The 16,749-nt window shown below is 63.7% G+C and carries 13 protein-coding genes; 10 read left to right on the top strand and 3 right to left on the bottom strand.

The features are described from left to right. Positions 1 to 293 precede the first annotated feature (293 nt). Positions 294 to 1,301 (bottom strand): tRNA dihydrouridine(20/20a) synthase DusA, encoded by a 1,008-nt coding sequence (gene dusA, locus ACIPZH_RS14600; protein WP_400636661.1) that lies wholly within the window; start codon positions 1,299 to 1,301, stop codon positions 294 to 296. 570 nt (positions 1,302 to 1,871) lie between these two features. On the opposite strand from dusA, the gene ACIPZH_RS14595 reads away from it, so the two are divergent. From ACIPZH_RS14595 to ACIPZH_RS14555, 9 genes are all read left to right on the top strand, one after another. Next, positions 1,872 to 2,471, top strand: coding sequence for a DUF2491 family protein (locus tag ACIPZH_RS14595; RefSeq protein WP_400636659.1), 600 nt, complete (start codon positions 1,872 to 1,874; stop codon positions 2,469 to 2,471). A gap of 12 nt (positions 2,472 to 2,483) precedes the next feature. Beyond that, positions 2,484 to 2,909, top strand: a complete 426-nt coding sequence (locus ACIPZH_RS14590) for a DUF350 domain-containing protein (protein ID WP_241803190.1) — start codon at positions 2,484 to 2,486, stop codon at positions 2,907 to 2,909. Positions 2,910 to 2,935: 26 nt separating this feature from the next. Then, on the top strand, positions 2,936 to 3,625 hold the full coding sequence (locus ACIPZH_RS14585) for a DUF1190 domain-containing protein (RefSeq protein WP_400636657.1): 690 nt from the start codon (positions 2,936 to 2,938) through the stop codon (positions 3,623 to 3,625). Between the two features lie 2 nt (positions 3,626 to 3,627). After that, the gene (locus ACIPZH_RS14580; RefSeq protein ID WP_349974566.1) at positions 3,628 to 4,785 is read left to right on the top strand and encodes a glutathionylspermidine synthase family protein; all 1,158 of its coding nucleotides are present in this window, start codon (positions 3,628 to 3,630) and stop codon (positions 4,783 to 4,785) included. A gap of 236 nt (positions 4,786 to 5,021) precedes the next feature. Further along, a complete protein-coding gene (locus ACIPZH_RS14575) occupies positions 5,022 to 5,504 on the top strand; it encodes a formate dehydrogenase subunit gamma (protein ID WP_267822331.1) in 483 nt (160 codons plus the stop codon). Beyond that, the gene (locus ACIPZH_RS14570) at positions 5,498 to 7,057 is read left to right on the top strand and encodes a formate dehydrogenase beta subunit (RefSeq protein WP_400636656.1); all 1,560 of its coding nucleotides are present in this window, start codon (positions 5,498 to 5,500) and stop codon (positions 7,055 to 7,057) included. The genes ACIPZH_RS14575 and ACIPZH_RS14570 overlap by 7 nt, the downstream gene beginning before the upstream one ends. Continuing rightward, positions 7,054 to 9,933: a formate dehydrogenase subunit alpha gene (gene fdhF / locus ACIPZH_RS14565; protein WP_267822335.1), complete on the top strand. Its 2,880-nt coding sequence runs from the start codon at positions 7,054 to 7,056 to the stop codon at positions 9,931 to 9,933. Before ACIPZH_RS14570 ends, fdhF begins: the two co-directional genes overlap by 4 nt. Beyond that, positions 9,930 to 10,133: a formate dehydrogenase subunit delta gene (locus ACIPZH_RS14560; protein ID WP_241803196.1), complete on the top strand. Its 204-nt coding sequence runs from the start codon at positions 9,930 to 9,932 to the stop codon at positions 10,131 to 10,133. Before fdhF ends, ACIPZH_RS14560 begins: the two co-directional genes overlap by 4 nt. A gap of 164 nt (positions 10,134 to 10,297) precedes the next feature. Further along, positions 10,298 to 12,115, top strand: coding sequence for an ABC transporter ATP-binding protein/permease (locus tag ACIPZH_RS14555; protein ID WP_400627131.1), 1,818 nt, complete (start codon positions 10,298 to 10,300; stop codon positions 12,113 to 12,115). 16 nt (positions 12,116 to 12,131) lie between these two features. On the opposite strand, the gene ACIPZH_RS14550 is transcribed toward ACIPZH_RS14555, so the two are convergent. Beyond that, the gene (locus ACIPZH_RS14550) at positions 12,132 to 12,821 is read right to left on the bottom strand and encodes an SOS response-associated peptidase family protein (protein ID WP_400636654.1); all 690 of its coding nucleotides are present in this window, start codon (positions 12,819 to 12,821) and stop codon (positions 12,132 to 12,134) included. A gap of 138 nt (positions 12,822 to 12,959) precedes the next feature. After that, complete coding sequence (locus ACIPZH_RS14545; protein WP_400636652.1) at positions 12,960 to 14,243, bottom strand: arsenic transporter; 1,284 nt, start codon at positions 14,241 to 14,243, stop codon at positions 12,960 to 12,962. A gap of 239 nt (positions 14,244 to 14,482) precedes the next feature. On the opposite strand from ACIPZH_RS14545, the gene ACIPZH_RS14540 reads away from it, so the two are divergent. Then, entirely contained in the window at positions 14,483 to 16,723 is a 2,241-nt protein-coding gene (locus tag ACIPZH_RS14540; protein WP_241803200.1) for a TonB-dependent siderophore receptor, read from the top strand. The last annotated feature ends 26 nt before the right edge of the window (positions 16,724 to 16,749 follow it).

Genomic DNA, 16,749 nt, shown 5'->3' with positions numbered 1-16,749 from the left:
TGCGATGTCTCGACATTACCCGAGCCCCGACGGCCGCTCAAGGGGCCAGCGGGGCGGTGGCGAATTGTCTGGGGTGATGATTCGAGTCACCCGCCAGCACGAGGTTCCCCATCACCTTGAAAGCTTCACCCGCGATCTGTGGTAGCCGGCTTGCCGGCGATGGGCCGCAAATCGCTCGACTGAATGGCATCTGGGCTTCAATCCATTTTCTCCCACAGTTACAGCGCAGCGCTCGAAAACTGCACGGTCCCGGTGGGAGCCGGCTTGCCGGCGATAGGGCCCGCCAGGCCACCTTACCGCCCCTGCAACAACTCCGCCGCTTGGTCGAACACCGCCAGCGGCTCAGGCGCCTTGTGAATATCCGCCGACAGCAACTGCCGGAACCGCCGCGCCCCTTTGAAGCCCTGGCCCAACCCCAGAATATGCCGGGTGACGTGATGCATCGCACCGCCACTTTCCATATGCGCCACGATATACGGCCGCAACTGCGCCATCGCCTCGCTACGGCTGACCACCGGCGCAGCACTGCCAAACAGCAGCTGATCCACCTCAGCCAGCACATACGAGTTGTGGTACGCCTCGCGCCCCATCATCACCCCATCGAACGTCTCCAGGTGCATCTGGCACTCGGCCAAGGTCTTGATGCCACCGTTGAGCACGATCTCAAGGTCCGGAAAGTCCGCTTTCAGCTGCGCAGCCACGTCGTAGCGCAGCGGCGGGATCTCACGGTTTTCCTTGGGCGAAAGCCCTTCGAGAATCGCGATGCGCGCATGCACGGTGAAACTGCGACACCCGGCGTCCCGTACCTGCCCGACGAAGTCGCACAGTTCTGCATAGCTGTCACGGCCATTGATACCAATGCGGTGCTTCACCGTCACCGGCGTCGACACCGCATCACGCATGGCCTTGACGCAATCGGCCACCAGCGCCGGGTGGGCCATGAGGCAAGCGCCGATCATGTTGTTTTGCACCCGATCGCTGGGGCAGCCGACGTTGAGGTTTACCTCGTCATAGCCCGCTTGTTCGGCCAGGCGCGCGCAGGTCGCCAAGTCGGCTGGCACACTGCCGCCCAGCTGCAGGGCAAGCGGATGTTCGGACACATCGTGGCGCAGGAAACGGTGCGCGTCGTTGTGCAGCAGGGCACCGGTGGTGACCATTTCGGTGTAGAGCAAGGTGTGCCGGGATAGCAGGCGCAGGAAGAACCGACAGTGGCGGTCGGTCCAGTCCATCATGGGTGCAACGCTGAAGCGGCGTGACGGCTCAGGGCGCGAAGTTTGTGGGGTTGCAGTATCTAGGAGCATTCAGGTCTACGCATTTTTGTACCAATTTATTCGGGCTTTTGCTGTGAATCAGCCTCATTCACCTGGGTAACACCGAAAAAATGGCAAGGAATACAAGCAAGGAACAAGGCGGATGTGGCGGTGAGCGACCCCGTCAATACCAGCCTCATAAAAAGGATGTCCTAGTTTACCAAGAGCGCTGGATGTTCGCCTTTCATAGGCAAGTGAGGGCCGCGGAAAACGTGAGTGAACGATGTGAAAGGTCTCTGCCCATCTTCCCGCAGGATGGTTTTTAACGGTTTCCTACAGATACGGGATGCTAGCTTGTAGTCCGTTTCTGAATCAGCCTCTCAACACCCTTGAGCCATTGCAATGGAAATCCGAGCTCCCTAGTCTTGCTGGGCCGCTGCAAAAACTGCGGCCGGGCCTGCAAGCCCGAACTTGGATTTGACCGCTACCCAGCGATGAGACCAATAGGCCCCACCCATCACTAGCGTCAAACCTCCACACAGGGTCAGCCTTGGTCTTGGCACTGAAACCCGCTAATGTGCCGCCCTCAGCAAGGATAGCCGCGACCCCAGGGAGCTCTCTATGTCGCTTTTACACCAGGCCAGCCTGCCATTTGGCCTGCGCAGTGGCAGCACCTTCACGCCTGCCCCTTCACTGAAACCGTTGCTGGACGGCATCTCAGAGCTTCAGGTACCTGGCCCGGAAACAGTCTGGGCCGTTGGCGAGGTCGACCTCGGCCAATCGGTGCGCCTGGTGCGTTTTTACCTGGACAACCAAGACTACTGGTTACAGGTGCTGATGAACGGCGCCGAACCGGGCGATATCGTGCTGTTCGGCTACCACAGCGCAGTCGCCGTCAATGACCAGGAGCACCTGCAAAGCCTGACCGGTAGCGCACCGAAGGCCGGCATGCCGATCTTCGAACACGACGGTAATTTGTATTCCCGGCAATGGGGCCGCGAAGCAGGGCTCGCCGAATGGGTTGCGCTGTGCGAGGCGGTTACCAGCCCCGAAGCACGGTACCGCATCCAGCACCTGTGCATGCTCTATGCCCGTGACACCGGTTTGCCGTACCGGCGCGAATTTCTGCTGCTGTCGGTCGAAGAAGATGAGTACGGTGCGCTCACCTACACCACCTCGCTGGGTGTGACCCTATTCCCCACGGACTTTCACGTAACCTGACAAGGATTTCCCATGCTCGACGCTTTGCGCCTGTCCCTCAACGCCACGGCGGTGACTGGCTTCATCCTCTATATCAGTGTGGCCCTGCTGATGTTCTGGCTGTTCCAGTTCATCTACACCCGCCTTACGCCGCACCGCGAGTTCGCCCTGATCCGCCAGAACAACCCTGCAGCCGCTATTGCTCTGGGTGGTTCGCTGATCGGTTTTTCGCTGCCGGCCAGCAATATCATCGCCTACAGCGTCAGCATTCTCGACTTCGTCGCCTGGGTGGTGATCGCAGCGGTGGTGCAGTTGATCGCCTTCGGCCTGACCAGCCTGGTGCTGCGTGGCCTGTCCCAGCGCATCGCCCAGGGCGAGCTGGCAGCTGCCATCTACGCCGCAAGCGTGGCCATCAGCGTCGGTTTTCTGAACTCGGCCTGCATGACGCCTTCGGCCTGAGCAGGAGGGTGCCAATGAAATCGCCGATGAAACGCAGTTCCTTCAAGCTGGTACTGGCCGGTTCGTTACCACTGGCGCTGACGGCCTGTGGTCCGCAGGAAGAATTGTATACGGTCAGCCAAAAGACCAATTACGACAACGTTGCTGCCTGCGTAAATGACTATATGCCGATCGCTGTCTGCACCGATGCCTACCAGCAGGCGCACAGCGACTATCTTCGCCAGGCGCCGACGTTTGCGTTCCAGAGCGCATGTGAGGCGCAGTTCGGTGCAGACAATTGCCTGACCACCGTCGATGGGCGGTACATGCCCCGCATGAACGGGTTCGAGCTGGAAAGTGCCGTTGAGGTGACCCAGTCACAACTGGATGCTGGCTACGCTCAGGGTGGGGGCTATGGGCATATTGCCAGCGCCGCGGTGGCCGGTATGCTGCTCGGGCAGGCCCGGAGCCGCGACCGTCGTTTCCGCGCACAGCCTGTGTACGCCAACGGCAGTGCAACGCGCCCTGGGCTGCACAATGGGGCCTTGGGTGAAATCCAGCGTGCCAGGGAGGATGAACAAAGCAGCAGCGCAGGTTCGTCCGGCGGTGGCGGCAGATGGAGCCGCAAGGATCCTCACGCAGCCTCATCAGGGTCGATCACCCGGGGTGGCTTTGGCAGCCAGGCCACAGCCCGTAGCGGCTGGAGTGGCAAGTCCGGTAGCTTTTTCGGGGGGTGAGCATGCGCAAGGTAGAGCTGGCAGAGCGCCCCGACTGGCGCGCGACTGCCGAGCGTGAGGGGTTCGCCTTCCACACCATCGAAGGCCAGCGTTACTGGGACGAGAGCGGCTACTACCAATTCAGCGAAGCTCAGGTGGTTCGAGACCTGCAAGCGCCGACCGAAGCGCTGCACGCCCTGTGTCTGGAGGCGGTCGGGCGCATCGTCGACAGCGAAGCGCTCATGGCCCGCCTGGCCATCCCACCGGCCTTCTTCGACCTGGTGCGTAGGTCCTGGAAGCAGGCACAGCCGCACCTGTACGGGCGCTTTGACTTCAGTTACGACGGCAATGGCCCGGCGAAGCTCATCGAAGCCAATTACGATACGCCAACCTCACTGTACGAGGCGGCCGCCTTCCAGCTGATCTGGCTGGAGGAGCAGATAGCGCGCGGGCTGTTGCCTGCGCACGCCAGCCAGTTCAATACCCTGGCCGAAGACCTGGTGCAGGCGTTTGCCGCGATGCCGGGGCAGGGGACGTTCTATTTCTCGACCATCTCAGGCTCGCTGGAGGACCGTGGCACCACTGATTTCCTGCGCAGGATGGCTGAGCATGCGGGTGTCCGCACACGGCATATCGACCTGGAAGACATCGGCCTGCACGACAATGGCCGGTTCGTCGACCTCCAAAGCCAGCCCATCCAGCGCCTGTTCAAGCTGCATGCGTGGGAGCACATCTTCCATGAGGATTTCGGCCAGGCGATTACCGGCTGCGACACGCAGTTTGTCGAGCCGCCCTGGAAGGCACTGATCTCCAACAAAGGCATCCTGCCGTTATTGTGGGAGTGGTTCGAAGGCCATCCGAACCTGCTGCCGGCCTTTGTCGACGACAATCCACAGGCCCCTGTGCCCAAGGGCTGGGTGCGCAAGCCGTACTTCTCCCGTGAGGGCGCCAACGTGGATATCCATACCGAGGATGGGCGGCGGGTCTTTGCAGACGGGCCCTATGACGATGCGCCCTATATTCTGCAGGCTTTTGCACCTTTGCCGAAGTTCGCTGACAGTTACACGCTGATTGGTTCGTGGGTGATCGGCGACAAGGCCTCAGGGCTTGGCATTCGTGAAGATGATTCGCTTATCACCAAGGACAGTTCACGCTTCTTGCCGCATGTGGTTTTGGGCTGACCGCCCCTCTGGTCGGTTTCAGGATGCGCCTGGTCGCTCGCGTGCATCCGTTCGGCGCCACAAGTGCCATGCTTGTGAAATGCCCTTGAGCCCAGTGCGCGCAGACGCACGGCCAGCGGCAAGGAGGCCACCGACAACCACGCGACCGTGACGTGGGCGGTGTGCCGCAGCAGAACACGCCGGTCACCTGCCTACTACAACAATCTGGCGGGGGCCGTGATGCCGAGGTCCGCTGTATGCCTGATCAATTGCTTCACCTGCCCGTTATCCACGATATCCTGAGCCGCCACCAGGACACTCCTGGCGCACTCTTGCCGATCCTGCATGCCGTGCAGGAAAGCATCGGTTTTATCCCTGATGCCGCCGTCGCCGACATTGCCCATGCCCTCAACCTCAGCCTGGCCGAGGTGCGCGGGGTGATCAGCTTCTACCACGATTTCCGTACCGCGCCGCCGGCACGCCATACCCTGCGCTTGTGCCGCGCCGAATCGTGCCAGAGCCGTGGCAGCGAGGCACTGGCCGCACAGCTGCGTGAACAGCTGGCACTGGACGACCATGGCACCAGCGCCGACGGCGCCATCAGCCTGCGCCCGGTGTACTGCCTGGGCGCATGCGCCTGCTCGCCGGCCCTTGAACTCGATGGCCAGGTGCATGCGCGCCTGACCCCTGAGCGCCTTCGCGCGCTGGTCAACGGTTGCCTGGAGGGCACAGCATGCTGAAGCTGTTCATCCCCTGCGACTCGGTGGCCCGCGCCGTGGGTGCCGACCAGGTTGTCGAGGCGTTGCTGCGCGAGGCTGAGCAACGGCAGGTGGCGCTGGACATTCAGCGCACCAGTTCGCGTGGCCTGTATTGGCTCGAACCACTGGTAGAGTACGAGCGCGCTGATGGGCGGCAAGGTTTCGGCCCGGTCACCCCTGAGGATGTGCCTACGCTGCTCGATGCATTGGCGGCCGAGCCCGGCAGCCATTCGCTGGCGCTCGGGCCCGTGGAAGCGCTCCCTTACCTCAAGACCCAGCAACGCCTGCTGTTCGCCCGCGCCGGCATCACCCGGCCATTGTCGCTGGATGACTACCGCGCCCACGGCGGCTTTGCCGGCCTTGAGCAAGCCGTTGCGCTGGGCGGCGCCGACGTGGTGGCCGCCGTGCTCGATTCCGGCCTGCGCGGCCGTGGCGGTGCGGCGTTCCCGGCGGGTATCAAATGGCGCACCGTGCGTGACGCCGGGGCAGGGCAGAAGTACGTGGTGTGCAACGCCGACGAAGGCGACTCCGGTACCTTTGCCGACCGCATGCTGATGGAAGGTGACCCCTTCCTGCTGATCGAAGGCATGATCATCGCCGGCCTCGCGGTGGGTGCCGACAAGGGCTATATCTACGTGCGCTCGGAATACCCCGACGCGATCCGCGTGCTCGATCAGGCCTTGGTCATCGCCCGCGACGCCGGTTATCTCGGTGCCGACGTGGCCGGTAGCGGTCAGGCCTTCGACCTGGAAGTACGGGTGGGTGCCGGTGCCTATATCTGCGGTGAGGAAACCGCGCTGCTCGAATCTATCGAGGGCAAGCGCGGCATCGTCCGCGCCAAGCCGCCACTACCGGCCCTGCAGGGCCTGTTCGGCCTGCCGACGCTGGTGCACAACGTGCTCACCCTGGCTTCGGTGCCCACCATTCTGGCCAAGGGTGCGGCGTTCTACCGCGATTTCGGTATGGGGCGTTCGCTTGGCACCATGCCGTTCCAGCTGGCCGGCAACATCCGCCATGGCGGCCTGGTAGAGCGCGCCTTCGGCCTGACCCTGCGGGACCTGGTGGAAGGCTACGGTGGTGGCACCGCCAGTGGCCGGCCGCTGAAGGCCGCCCAGGTCGGGGGCCCATTGGGTGCCTGGGTGCCGCCCAGTCACTTTGACACCCCACTGGACTACGAGGCCTTCGCCGCCATGGGGGCGATGTTGGGCCACGGCGGCGTGGTGGTGGCCGACGACACCTTGAACATGGCCAGCATGGCGCGCTTTGCCCTGCAGTTCTGCGCCGAAGAGTCCTGCGGCAAGTGCACGCCCTGCCGCATCGGTTCTACCCGCGGGATGGAGGTGGTCGACCGCCTGATTGCCAGCAGCGACCTCACCGAGCGCCATGACCAGGCGCTGCTGCTGCGCGACCTGTGCGACACCCTGCAGTACGGCTCGCTGTGCGCCATGGGCGGTATGACCGCCTACCCGGTGGCCAGCGCCCTCAAGTACTTCCCGGCCGATTTCGGGCTGACCACCACGGAGGCCGCGCAGTGATCAATTACTTCGACCCCGAGACCGATCTGGGTACCCCTGAACGCCACAGTGATGTGCAGATCAGCCTGAACATCGACGGGCGCAGTGTCAGCGTACCGGCGGGCACCTCAGTGATGCGCGCCGCAGCCCTGCTGGGTACCAGCATCCCCAAACTGTGTGCCACCGACAGCCTGGAGGCCTTCGGCTCCTGCCGCATGTGCATGGTCGAGATCGATGGCATGCGCGGGTACCCGGCGTCCTGCACCACGCCTGTCAGCGAAGGCATGGTGGTGCGCACCCAAACGCCACGCCTGGCCGACCTGCGCCGCAACGTCATGGAGCTGTACATTTCCGACCACCCGCTCGACTGCCTGACCTGCTCGGCCAACGGCAACTGCGAACTGCAGACGGTCGCCGGCCAAGTCGGCCTGCGGGAGGTGCGCTACGGCTATGACGGCGCCAACCACCTGGCCGAGCAGAAGGACGAGTCCAACCCGTACTTCGATTACGAGCCCAGCAAGTGCATCGTCTGCAGCCGCTGCGTGCGTGCCTGCGAGGATATCCAAGGCACCTTCGCCCTGACCATCACCGGGCGCGGCTTCGAGTCGCGGGTGGCGGCAGCCGGTGGTGACAACTTCCTCACCTCCGAATGCGTGTCGTGCGGTGCCTGCGTGCAAGCCTGCCCGACGGCCACACTGACCGAAAAAAGCCTGGTGCAGATCGGCCAGCCGGAACGCGCGGTGATCACCACCTGCGCTTACTGTGGCGTGGGCTGCTCGTTCCGTGCCGAAATGAAGGGTGACCAACTGGTCCGCATGGTCCCGGACAAGAACGGCGGCGCCAACCACGGCCACGCCTGCGTCAAGGGCCGCTTCGCCTGGGGTTATGCCACCCACCCTGACCGAATCACCAAACCGATGATCCGCAAGCACCTGGATGACCCGTGGCAGGAAGTCAGCTGGGATGAGGCCGTCACCTACGCGGCCAGCGAGTTCCGCCGCATCCAGCTCAAGTACGGGCGCGATTCCATCGGTGGCATCACCTCCAGCCGTTGCACCAACGAAGAAGCCTACCTGGTGCAGAAACTGGTGCGCACGGCGTTTGGCAACAATAACGTCGACACCTGCGCGCGGGTTTGCCATTCGCCCACCGGCTACGGCCTCAAGCAGACCCTCGGTGAGTCGGCGGGCACCCAGAGTTTCGATTCGGTCATGCAGGCCGACGTGATCCTGGTGATCGGTGCCAACCCCACCGACGCCCACCCGGTGTTCGGCTCGCAGCTCAAGCGCCGCCTGCGCCAAGGCGCGCGGCTGATCGTGATCGACCCGCGGCGCATCGACCTGGTGGATTCGCCCCACGCCCGTGCCGAGCTGCACCTGCAACTGCGCCCGGGCACCAACGTGGCCATGCTCAACGCCTTGGCCCATGTGATCGTTAGCGAGGGGCTACTGGCCCAGCGCTTCATCGATGAGCGCTGCGAGAGTGAGGCCTTCGCCCGCTGGCGCGACTTCGTCAGCCTCCCGGAAAACGCCCCTGAAGTGCAGGGCCCCGTGTGCGGCGTGCCCGCCGAGCAGATCCGCGCCGCCGCCCGGCTGTATGCCACAGGCGGCAACGCAGCGATCTACTACGGCCTGGGCGTGACTGAACACAGCCAGGGCAGCACCGCGGTGATGGGCATCGCCAACCTGGCCATGGCCACCGGCAATATCGGCCGTGAAGGGGTGGGCGTAAACCCGCTGCGGGGGCAGAACAACGTGCAGGGCTCGTGCGACATGGGGTCGTTCCCCCATGAGCTGCCAGGCTACCGGCATATCTCCAACGAGGCCGTGCGTGCCGAGTTCGAGCAGGCCTGGGGCGTAACCCTGCAGCCCGACCCGGGCCTGCGCATCCCCAACATGTTCGAAGCGGCGCTGGACGGCAGCTTCAAGGCGCTGTACTGCCAGGGTGAGGACATCGCCCAGAGCGACCCCAATACCCAGCACGTCACGGCCGCGCTGCGGGCCATGGAGTGCGTGGTGGTGCAGGACATCTTCCTCAACGAGACGGCCAAGTTCGCCCACGTGTTCTTGCCGGGCAGCTCGTTCCTGGAAAAGGACGGCACCTTCACCAATGCCGAGCGCCGCATTTCGCGGGTTCGCAAGGTGATGCAGCCGCTGGCCGGCAAGGCGGACTGGGAGGCCACCGTCGCCTTGGCCAATGCCCTGGGCTACCCGATGAGCTACCGCCATCCGTCCGAGATCATGGACGAAATCGCCCGCCTGACGCCGTCCTTCCACCGCGTCAGCTACGCCGAGATCGACCGCCATGGCAGCCTGCAGTGGCCCTGCAACGAGGCCGCGCCCGACGGCACGCCGACCATGCACATCGATCAGTTCGTGCGGGGCAAGGGGCGCTTCATGCTCACCGGCTATGTGCCCACCGACGAGAAGGTCAACAGCCGCTACCCCCTGCTGCTGACCACCGGGCGCATTCTCAGCCAGTACAATGTCGGTGCCCAGACCCGGCGCACCGCCAACGTCGCCTGGCATGCTGCCGACTGCCTGGAACTGCACCCCACTGACGCCGAAAGCCGCGGCATCCATGACGGCGACTGGGTCGGCATCGGCAGCCGTGCGGGGCAGACGGTACTGCGCGCCAAAATCAGTGAGCGTGTGGCACCGGGGGTGGTGTACACCACCTTCCACTTCCCCGAGTCCGGCGCCAACGTGATCACTACCGACAACTCCGACTGGGCCACCAACTGCCCGGAATACAAGGTAACGGCGGTGGAGGTGGTCAAGGTGTTCCACCCGTCGCAGTGGCAAAAGCGCTACCAGGACTTCAGCGATGAACAGCGGCGCCTGCTCAAGGAGCGGCGCACGGCCGGCAAGCCTGAACAGGCCGAGGTGCGCCGATGAGCAGCGAAAACCTGGTCAAGATGGCCAACCAGATTGCCCATTACTTCGACAGCGAGCCTGATCATGCGTTGGCGGTGAAAGGGGTGCAGCAGCACTTGCAGAACTTCTGGACCCCAGCGATGCGCAGGCAGTTGGGGGAATGGGCCCAGGCCCATGCCGGTGAGGGCTTGGACCCCAAGGTGATGGAAGCCTTGGCTTAAGCGTTCGTCTGCGCGGCCCCGTCGCTAGCAAGCGCTTGCACCCCTGGGGTGCCGGCTTGCCGGTGATAGGGGCAGTGCCGACAACATGAAATGTCCGTCATGAATGCCTGACGACTGCCTGCGCAATGCTACGCTCGCGGAAACACTCGTTACGGGTATGCACCATGGACATGAACTGGCACCAGGCCCTGCAAGAGAGCCTGAGCTGGCTTGCAATCGCTTCACTCATCACCCTGATCGGCTTCACTGCCGCCGCTGCCTTGGCTGTGCGCTACACGCGCTGGGGCAGCCAGTTCTGGCAGCTTGCCGGGCCCTATTTCAGCTTCAGGCGCAGCTGGCGGCCGTTGCTGGTGTTTGCCGCACTGCTGGTGCTGACGCTGTTTTCGGTACGCATGAACGTGCTGTTCTCGTTCTGGTACAACGGCTTCTACAGTGCCCTGCAGGCCCTCGACCAGACCGCCTTCTGGTACTTGCTGGGCGTGTTCGCGGTGTTGGCCACCCTTCACGTGCTTCGTTCACTGTTCACCTTCTACGTGACTGAGGCGTTCAGCATCCGCTGGCGGGTCTGGCTGACCGAGCGCCTGACCAATGACTGGCTGCACGGTGACGCCTATTACCGCGGCCAGTTTCTCGCCGAGCCTGTAGACAACCCCGACCAGCGCATCGAACTGGACGTCACCGCCTTCGTCACCAACTCGGTAACCTTGGCGCTGGGCGCGGTCAGCGCGCTGGTGTCGCTGGTGGCCTTCACCGCCATCCTCTGGGGCCTGTCGGCGCCGCTGGCGGTAGCGGGTGTGGAAATCCCCCGGGCCATGGTGTTCGCCGTCTATGTATACGTGCTGATCGCCACCTGGATTGCCTTTCGCCTCGGACAGCCGTTGATCCGCCTGAATTTTCTCAACGAAAAACTCACGGCCAACTTCCGTTATGCGCTGATGCGCGTGCGGGAAAACGCTGAGAACATCGCGTTCTACCAGGGTGCGCAGGTGGAGCGGGGGACCTTGCTGGGGCGCTTCGGGGCATTGATCGTCAATGTCTGGGCACTGGTGTTCCGGAACCTGAAGTTCAGCGGTTTCAACCTGGGCGTCAGCCAGGTGGCAGTGGTGTTCCCGTTCATCCTCCAGGCACCGCGCTTCTTCAGTGGCGCGATCAAGCTGGGCGATGTCATGCAAACCTCCCAAGCGTTTGGCCAGGTGCAGGATGCGCTGTCGTTCTTCCGTGAGTCCTACGACACCTTTGCCCAGTACCGCGCCACGCTCGACCGTCTGACCGGTTTTCTCGATGCCAATCAGCAGGCCAGCACGTTGCCGCGGGTCAGCACTCAGCAGCAGGCGCATGCCCTGGATATCTCGGGGTTGCAGGTGATGCGCCCCGATGGCTACGCGCTGATCGCCGACCTCGACTTGCGCCTGCAGGCCGGCCAGGCGCTGCTGATCAAAGGCCCTTCGGGCAGTGGTAAAACCACCTTGCTGCGCGCCTTGGCGGGGCTTTGGCCGTACGCCGAGGGTGAGGTCAGGCGGCCCACCGCTACCGAGGCGCTGTTCCTCTCGCAGCGCCCGTACCTGCCCCTGGGCGACCTGCGGACCGCCATTGCCTACCCAACCGACAGCAAGCCTGAGGACGAAGTGCGCATGCAGCAGGCGCTGCGCCAGGTCAACCTGGCCCACCTGGCTGAGCGGCTGGCGGTCAGTTGCGACTGGTCGCATATCCTCTCGGTGGGTGAGCAGCAGCGGCTGGCGTTTGCGCGGGTGCTGTTCAACCGGCCGCAAGTGGTGTTCCTCGACGAATCCACCTCGGCGATGGATGAAGGCCTGGAACATGCGTTGTATTCGCTGCTGCGCAATGAGATGCCGCAGACCTTGCTGGTGAGTGTCGGCCACCGCAGCACGTTGGCCGGGTTCCATACCCACAGGCTGGAAGTGGACGGGCAGGGCGGTTGGTCGCTGCTGGAGCAGAAACCGGAGGTGGAATTGCAGGTCTAGGCGGCCCGCATTCTGTTCAGGGCTGCATCACGATCAACTGCGGCCCTTCATCACGCTCATCCGACACGTCCTTGCCTACCGCAAACCATTCAAAGGCCTCCACCGGCAGGCACCGCTCCCGTGCCAGCCGCTCGGCCTCCTCGGCAGGCACTTGCAGGTCGATCCACGTCCATGCATCCGCCGGCGCCAGTACCAATGGCCGGCGGTCGTGGCTATCGACCATTCCCGCTTCACTCGCTGCGGTCACGATGACGAACCCATCCCCTTCGTTCGGCTGCGATCCTGCACGTACCTGAGCCAGCGCAGCCATGAACATCGGTGCCTGGCTTTGCAGGCGGATGAAATAGGGCTGCTTGCGCTCGGGGTCGTGCGGGTCGCTCACCCATTCATACCAGCCGTCGGCCATGACCAGTGCCCGCCCTTGAGGCCAGAACGCCTTGAGAAACGTGCCGGTGGTCACGGCTTCTACCGGTGCGGTAGTCGGCGCAGGTTGCGGGCCCTTGGCCCAGAACGGTGCCCAACCCCAATGGCAGGGGTCGATGCGCAGGCCATTGCCCGGGTTGTGCATAACCAGTACGCGGCTGCCAGGGGCCACGTTGTAACGGCCAATGGGCATGTTGTCGTAACCGCTTATCACCTCCTGCCCGGCCGCCAGTTCACGCAGGTAATCGGCCTGGCCCTGATACTGAGCGAAGCGTCCGCACATGGCATGTCCCCCCATTGGTCGATATGGCGTGCACGCGACCGACGCAATCGGGGTCCCAACATCCCATCCCGCGGGGGGCGTTGTTCAACCTGCGTGCGCCGCACAGTCACCTGGTCAGGATAGACGGCGACAGCGTTTTCACAGGCTCAGGCGCAACGCCAACGCTGCCAAGGTCACCAGTAGCACCGGCACCGTCAACAGCACCCCTACCTTGAAGTAATACCCCCAGCCGATGCTCACGCCCTTGCGCGCCAGCACATGCAGCCACAACAGCGTAGCCAGGCTGCCGATCGGGGTGATCTTCGGCCCCAGGTCGCAGCCGATCACGTTGGCATAGATCATCGCCTCGCGCACCACACCCTGCGCCTCGCTGGCCTCGATCGACAGCGCGCCGATCAGCACGCTGGGCAGGTTGTTCATGGCCGACGACAGCAGCGCCGCAATCAGGCCGGTCCCCAGCGAGGCTGCCCACAGCCCTTGCCCCGCCAGCCAGCTCAACAGGTTGCCGAGCGAGTCGGTGAGGCCAGCATTGCGCAAGCCGTAGACCACCAGGTACATCCCCAACGAAAACACCACGATCTGCCACGGAGCCTCGCGCAGCACGCGGCGGGTGGAGATCACGTGGCCGCGGGCGGCGACGGCGAACAGTACCGCTGCGCAGGCTGCGGCCACGGCACTGACCGGGATCCCCATGGGCTCGAGCACGAACAGACTGGCCAGCAATGCCAGCAGCACCGCCCAGCCGACACGGAACGTTGCCCGGTCGCGCACGGCCATGGCCGGCACCTTGAGGTCTTCGGTGGCGTAGCGCAGCGGAATGTCGCGGCGAAAATACAGCCACAGCACCAGCAGCGTGGCTGCCACGGCCACCAGGTTCACCGGCACCATCACCGAGGCATAGGCGTTGAACCCCAGGTCGAAGTAGTCCGCCGAGACGATGTTCACCAGGTTGGACACCACCAGCGGCAGGCTGGCGGTGTCGGCGATGAAGCCTGCACCCATGACGAAGGCCAGGGTCGCCGCCGGGGAGAAGCGCAGCGCCAGCAGCATCGACATGACGATCGGGGTAAGGATCAGCGCTGCGCCGTCGTTGGCGAACAGCGCCGATACCGCTGCGCCCAGCAACACCATGAAGGCGAACAGGCGGCGCCCGTCCCCGCGGGCCCAGCGCGCCACATGCAGCGCTGCCCATTCGAAAAAGCCCGCTTCGTCCAGCAGCAGGCTGATGACGATGAGGGCGATGAAGGTGGCGGTGGCGTTCCAGATGATGGCCCAGACCGTGGGGATGTCATGCAGCGATACCACGCCGAACACCAGGGCCAGCACGGCGCCGAGCGTGGCGCTCCAGCCAACCCCCAGGCCTTTGGGCTGCCAGATGACCAGGGTGAGGGTGAGCAGGAAGATCAAAGCGGCTGGGAGCATGGAAACGCTGTCTCGTCTCATGGCGGGGCAGAAGTGACTGTACACGGGCTGATTACGCGTAGGAAAAGTTCCGGTGCAAACATGTAAGTTTCGTAAATAAGATTTAAACCCATTTGAGAATCACTATATTTACCAACCCTGTTGGCCCCCGAACAGTGTTTGCGAGGCCGGTGGGCGTGGGCCCTCCGGCTTCCTGGCAGGGATGTGCCCTTCGCTTACCCATCGCAGGAGATGTGTCAATGCAGTGCAGAACTTCACCCAACAGCCTGGCCCTGGCGTTCGTCGCGTTGGCGTCACCGGCCATGATGGCGAGCGCCGCCGAAACAGTGGAGCGCAGACCTGGTGAGGTGCTGGAGATGCCGGTGGCGGACGACGCACTGGTGATCCAGGACACCCTGGTCACTGCAGAACGCGAAGCGCGTCAGGCGCTGGGTTCGTCGATCATCACTGAAGAAGACATCAAGCGTCGCCCGCCGGCCAATGACTTGTCCGACATCATCCGTCGTGAGCCGGGGGTCAACTTGACTGGCAACAGCGCCAGTGGTGCGCGTGGCAACAACAGGCAGATCGACCTGCGCGGCATGGGGCCGGAAAACACCCTGATCCTCATCGACGGCAAGCCATCCAGCGCACGCAACGCGGTGCGCTACGGCTGGAACGGCGACCGCGACACCCGCGGCGAAACCAACTGGGTGCCGGCCGAGGCGGTCGAGCGCATCGAAATCCTGCGCGGCCCGGCGGCGGCGCGCTACGGCTCGGGTGCGATGGGCGGGGTGGTCAACATCATCACCAAGCGGCCCACCGAGGCGTTCAAGGGCAGCCTCAACCTGTTCACGCAAATGCCCGAGGACAGCGCCGAGGGTGCCAGCCGTCGTGCCAACTTCAACCTCAGCGGCGGGCTTACCGACAACCTCGGTTTCCGTTTGTACGGTGGCCTGGCCAAGACCGACGCTGATGACCTGGACATCAACGCCGACCACGCCAACAGCACGTTGGCCGCCGGCCGTGAGGGCGTGCGCAACAAGGACATCAACGGCCTGCTGAGCTGGAGGCTCAACGACGAGCACCGCCTGGAAGCCAGCGCCGGTTACAGCCGCCAGGGCAACCTCTATGCCGGCGACACCATGAACAGCAACGGCGGCAGCAATGTCGACCTGATCTCCAGCCTGTATGGCCACGAGACCAACGTCATGCAGCGCAACACGTATGACCTGACCCACCTGGGCGATTTCAGCTGGGGCACCAGCAAGACCAGCCTGGCTTACGAGTACGTGCGCAACTGGCGCCTGAACGAAGGGCTGGCCGGTGGCCCGGAAGGTGCGATCAACGACAGCGGTGCAGCCATGTCGCGGCTGCGCAACACTCGCCTGAGCAGCGAGGTGAACCTGCCGTTGGCCTTGGGCAATACCGAACATGTGCTGACCTTGGGCGGCGAGTACCTGTATGAATCGCTCAACGACCAGGGCTCGTTCCGCCCGCAGAGCTTCGACCCCAGCGGCGGTGGCAGTGACGTCATCAGTGGCTTCGACCGCAGCGATTCGAAGATGACCGCCAAGAGCTACGCGCTGTTCGTCGAGGACAACATCGTGCTTGGCGACACCACTGTCACCCCGGGCCTGCGCTTCGACCACCATGAAACCTTTGGCGACAACTTCAGCCCCAGCCTCAACCTGTCGCACAAGCTGACCGATGCGCTGTCGGTCAAGGGCGGTATCGCACGGGCCTACAAGGTGCCGAACCTGTATCAGTCCAACCCCAATTACCTGCTCTATAGCCGCGGCAACGGCTGCAGCATTCAGCAGAGCAACTCCGGTGGCTGCTACCTGCAGGGCAATGCCGACCTCAAGCCGGAAATCAGCGTCAACAAAGAAATCGGCCTGTTGTATGACCGCGGCACCTGGCGTACCAGCGCGACGTATTTCCGCAACGATTACAAGAACAAGATCATCGGTGATACCGATGTGCTCTACACCATCAACAGCGGCCGCCGTGTGACCCAGTGGGAGAATGCTGGCGAGGCGCGGGTGGAAGGCATCGAGGGCAACCTGTTCGTCGAACTGACGCCGGTGCTCGACTGGAACACTAACCTGACCTGGATGCTCGACAACGACAACCGTGAGACGGGCGAGCCGCTGTCAGTGATCCCCGAGTACACGGTCAACAGCACCCTGGACTGGCGCGCCACCGACAAGCTTTCGTTCCAGCTGGCCGGCACCTACTACGGCAAGCAGAAGTCGCCGACCTACAACTACCGCACCGAGGAAGACTACGACGCCGAGGCGCAGCAGGATGTCGAGGCCTACGGGCTGGTGGATGTCAGCGCCGGGTACAAGTTCAACGCCAACTATGACGTGCGGGTGGGCGTGAACAACGTGTTCGACAAGCAGATCTATCGCGGTGGCAATGCCAGCAGCTCGGGCGCCAACACCTATAACCAGCCGGGGCGTGCGGTGTTCGCCTCCCTGAATATCTCGTTCTGATGCTGGGGCCGCATTGCGGCCCATTC

Origin of the sequence: Pseudomonas sp. NPDC089758 (assembly GCF_044748705.1) — a bacterium.
Lineage (GTDB): Bacteria > Pseudomonadota > Gammaproteobacteria > Pseudomonadales > Pseudomonadaceae > Aquipseudomonas > Aquipseudomonas putida_X.
This window is presented reverse-complemented; position numbering and strand designations above follow the sequence as displayed.

Bases quoted from the DNA above. Each gene is read 5' to 3' on its own strand.
- ACIPZH_RS14585 (WP_400636657.1), top strand. From the start codon at position 2,936: ATGAAACGCAGTTCCTTCAAGCTGGTACTGGCCGGTTCGTTACCACTG.
- ACIPZH_RS14575 (WP_267822331.1), top strand. From the start codon at position 5,022: ATGCCTGATCAATTGCTTCACCTGCCCGTTATCCACGATATCCTGAGC.
- ACIPZH_RS14555 (WP_400627131.1), top strand. From the start codon at position 10,298: ATGGACATGAACTGGCACCAGGCCCTGCAAGAGAGCCTGAGCTGGCTT.
- ACIPZH_RS14545 (WP_400636652.1), bottom strand. From the start codon at position 14,243: ATGCTCCCAGCCGCTTTGATCTTCCTGCTCACCCTCACCCTGGTCATC.
- ACIPZH_RS14560 (WP_241803196.1), top strand. From the start codon at position 9,930: ATGAGCAGCGAAAACCTGGTCAAGATGGCCAACCAGATTGCCCATTAC.
- ACIPZH_RS14580 (WP_349974566.1), top strand. From the start codon at position 3,628: ATGCGCAAGGTAGAGCTGGCAGAGCGCCCCGACTGGCGCGCGACTGCC.
- ACIPZH_RS14595 (WP_400636659.1), top strand. From the start codon at position 1,872: ATGTCGCTTTTACACCAGGCCAGCCTGCCATTTGGCCTGCGCAGTGGC.
- ACIPZH_RS14540 (WP_241803200.1), top strand. From the start codon at position 14,483: ATGCAGTGCAGAACTTCACCCAACAGCCTGGCCCTGGCGTTCGTCGCG.
- ACIPZH_RS14570 (WP_400636656.1), top strand. From the start codon at position 5,498: ATGCTGAAGCTGTTCATCCCCTGCGACTCGGTGGCCCGCGCCGTGGGT.
- dusA (WP_400636661.1), bottom strand. From the start codon at position 1,301: ATGCTCCTAGATACTGCAACCCCACAAACTTCGCGCCCTGAGCCGTCA.
- ACIPZH_RS14590 (WP_241803190.1), top strand. From the start codon at position 2,484: ATGCTCGACGCTTTGCGCCTGTCCCTCAACGCCACGGCGGTGACTGGC.
- ACIPZH_RS14550 (WP_400636654.1), bottom strand. From the start codon at position 12,821: ATGTGCGGACGCTTCGCTCAGTATCAGGGCCAGGCCGATTACCTGCGT.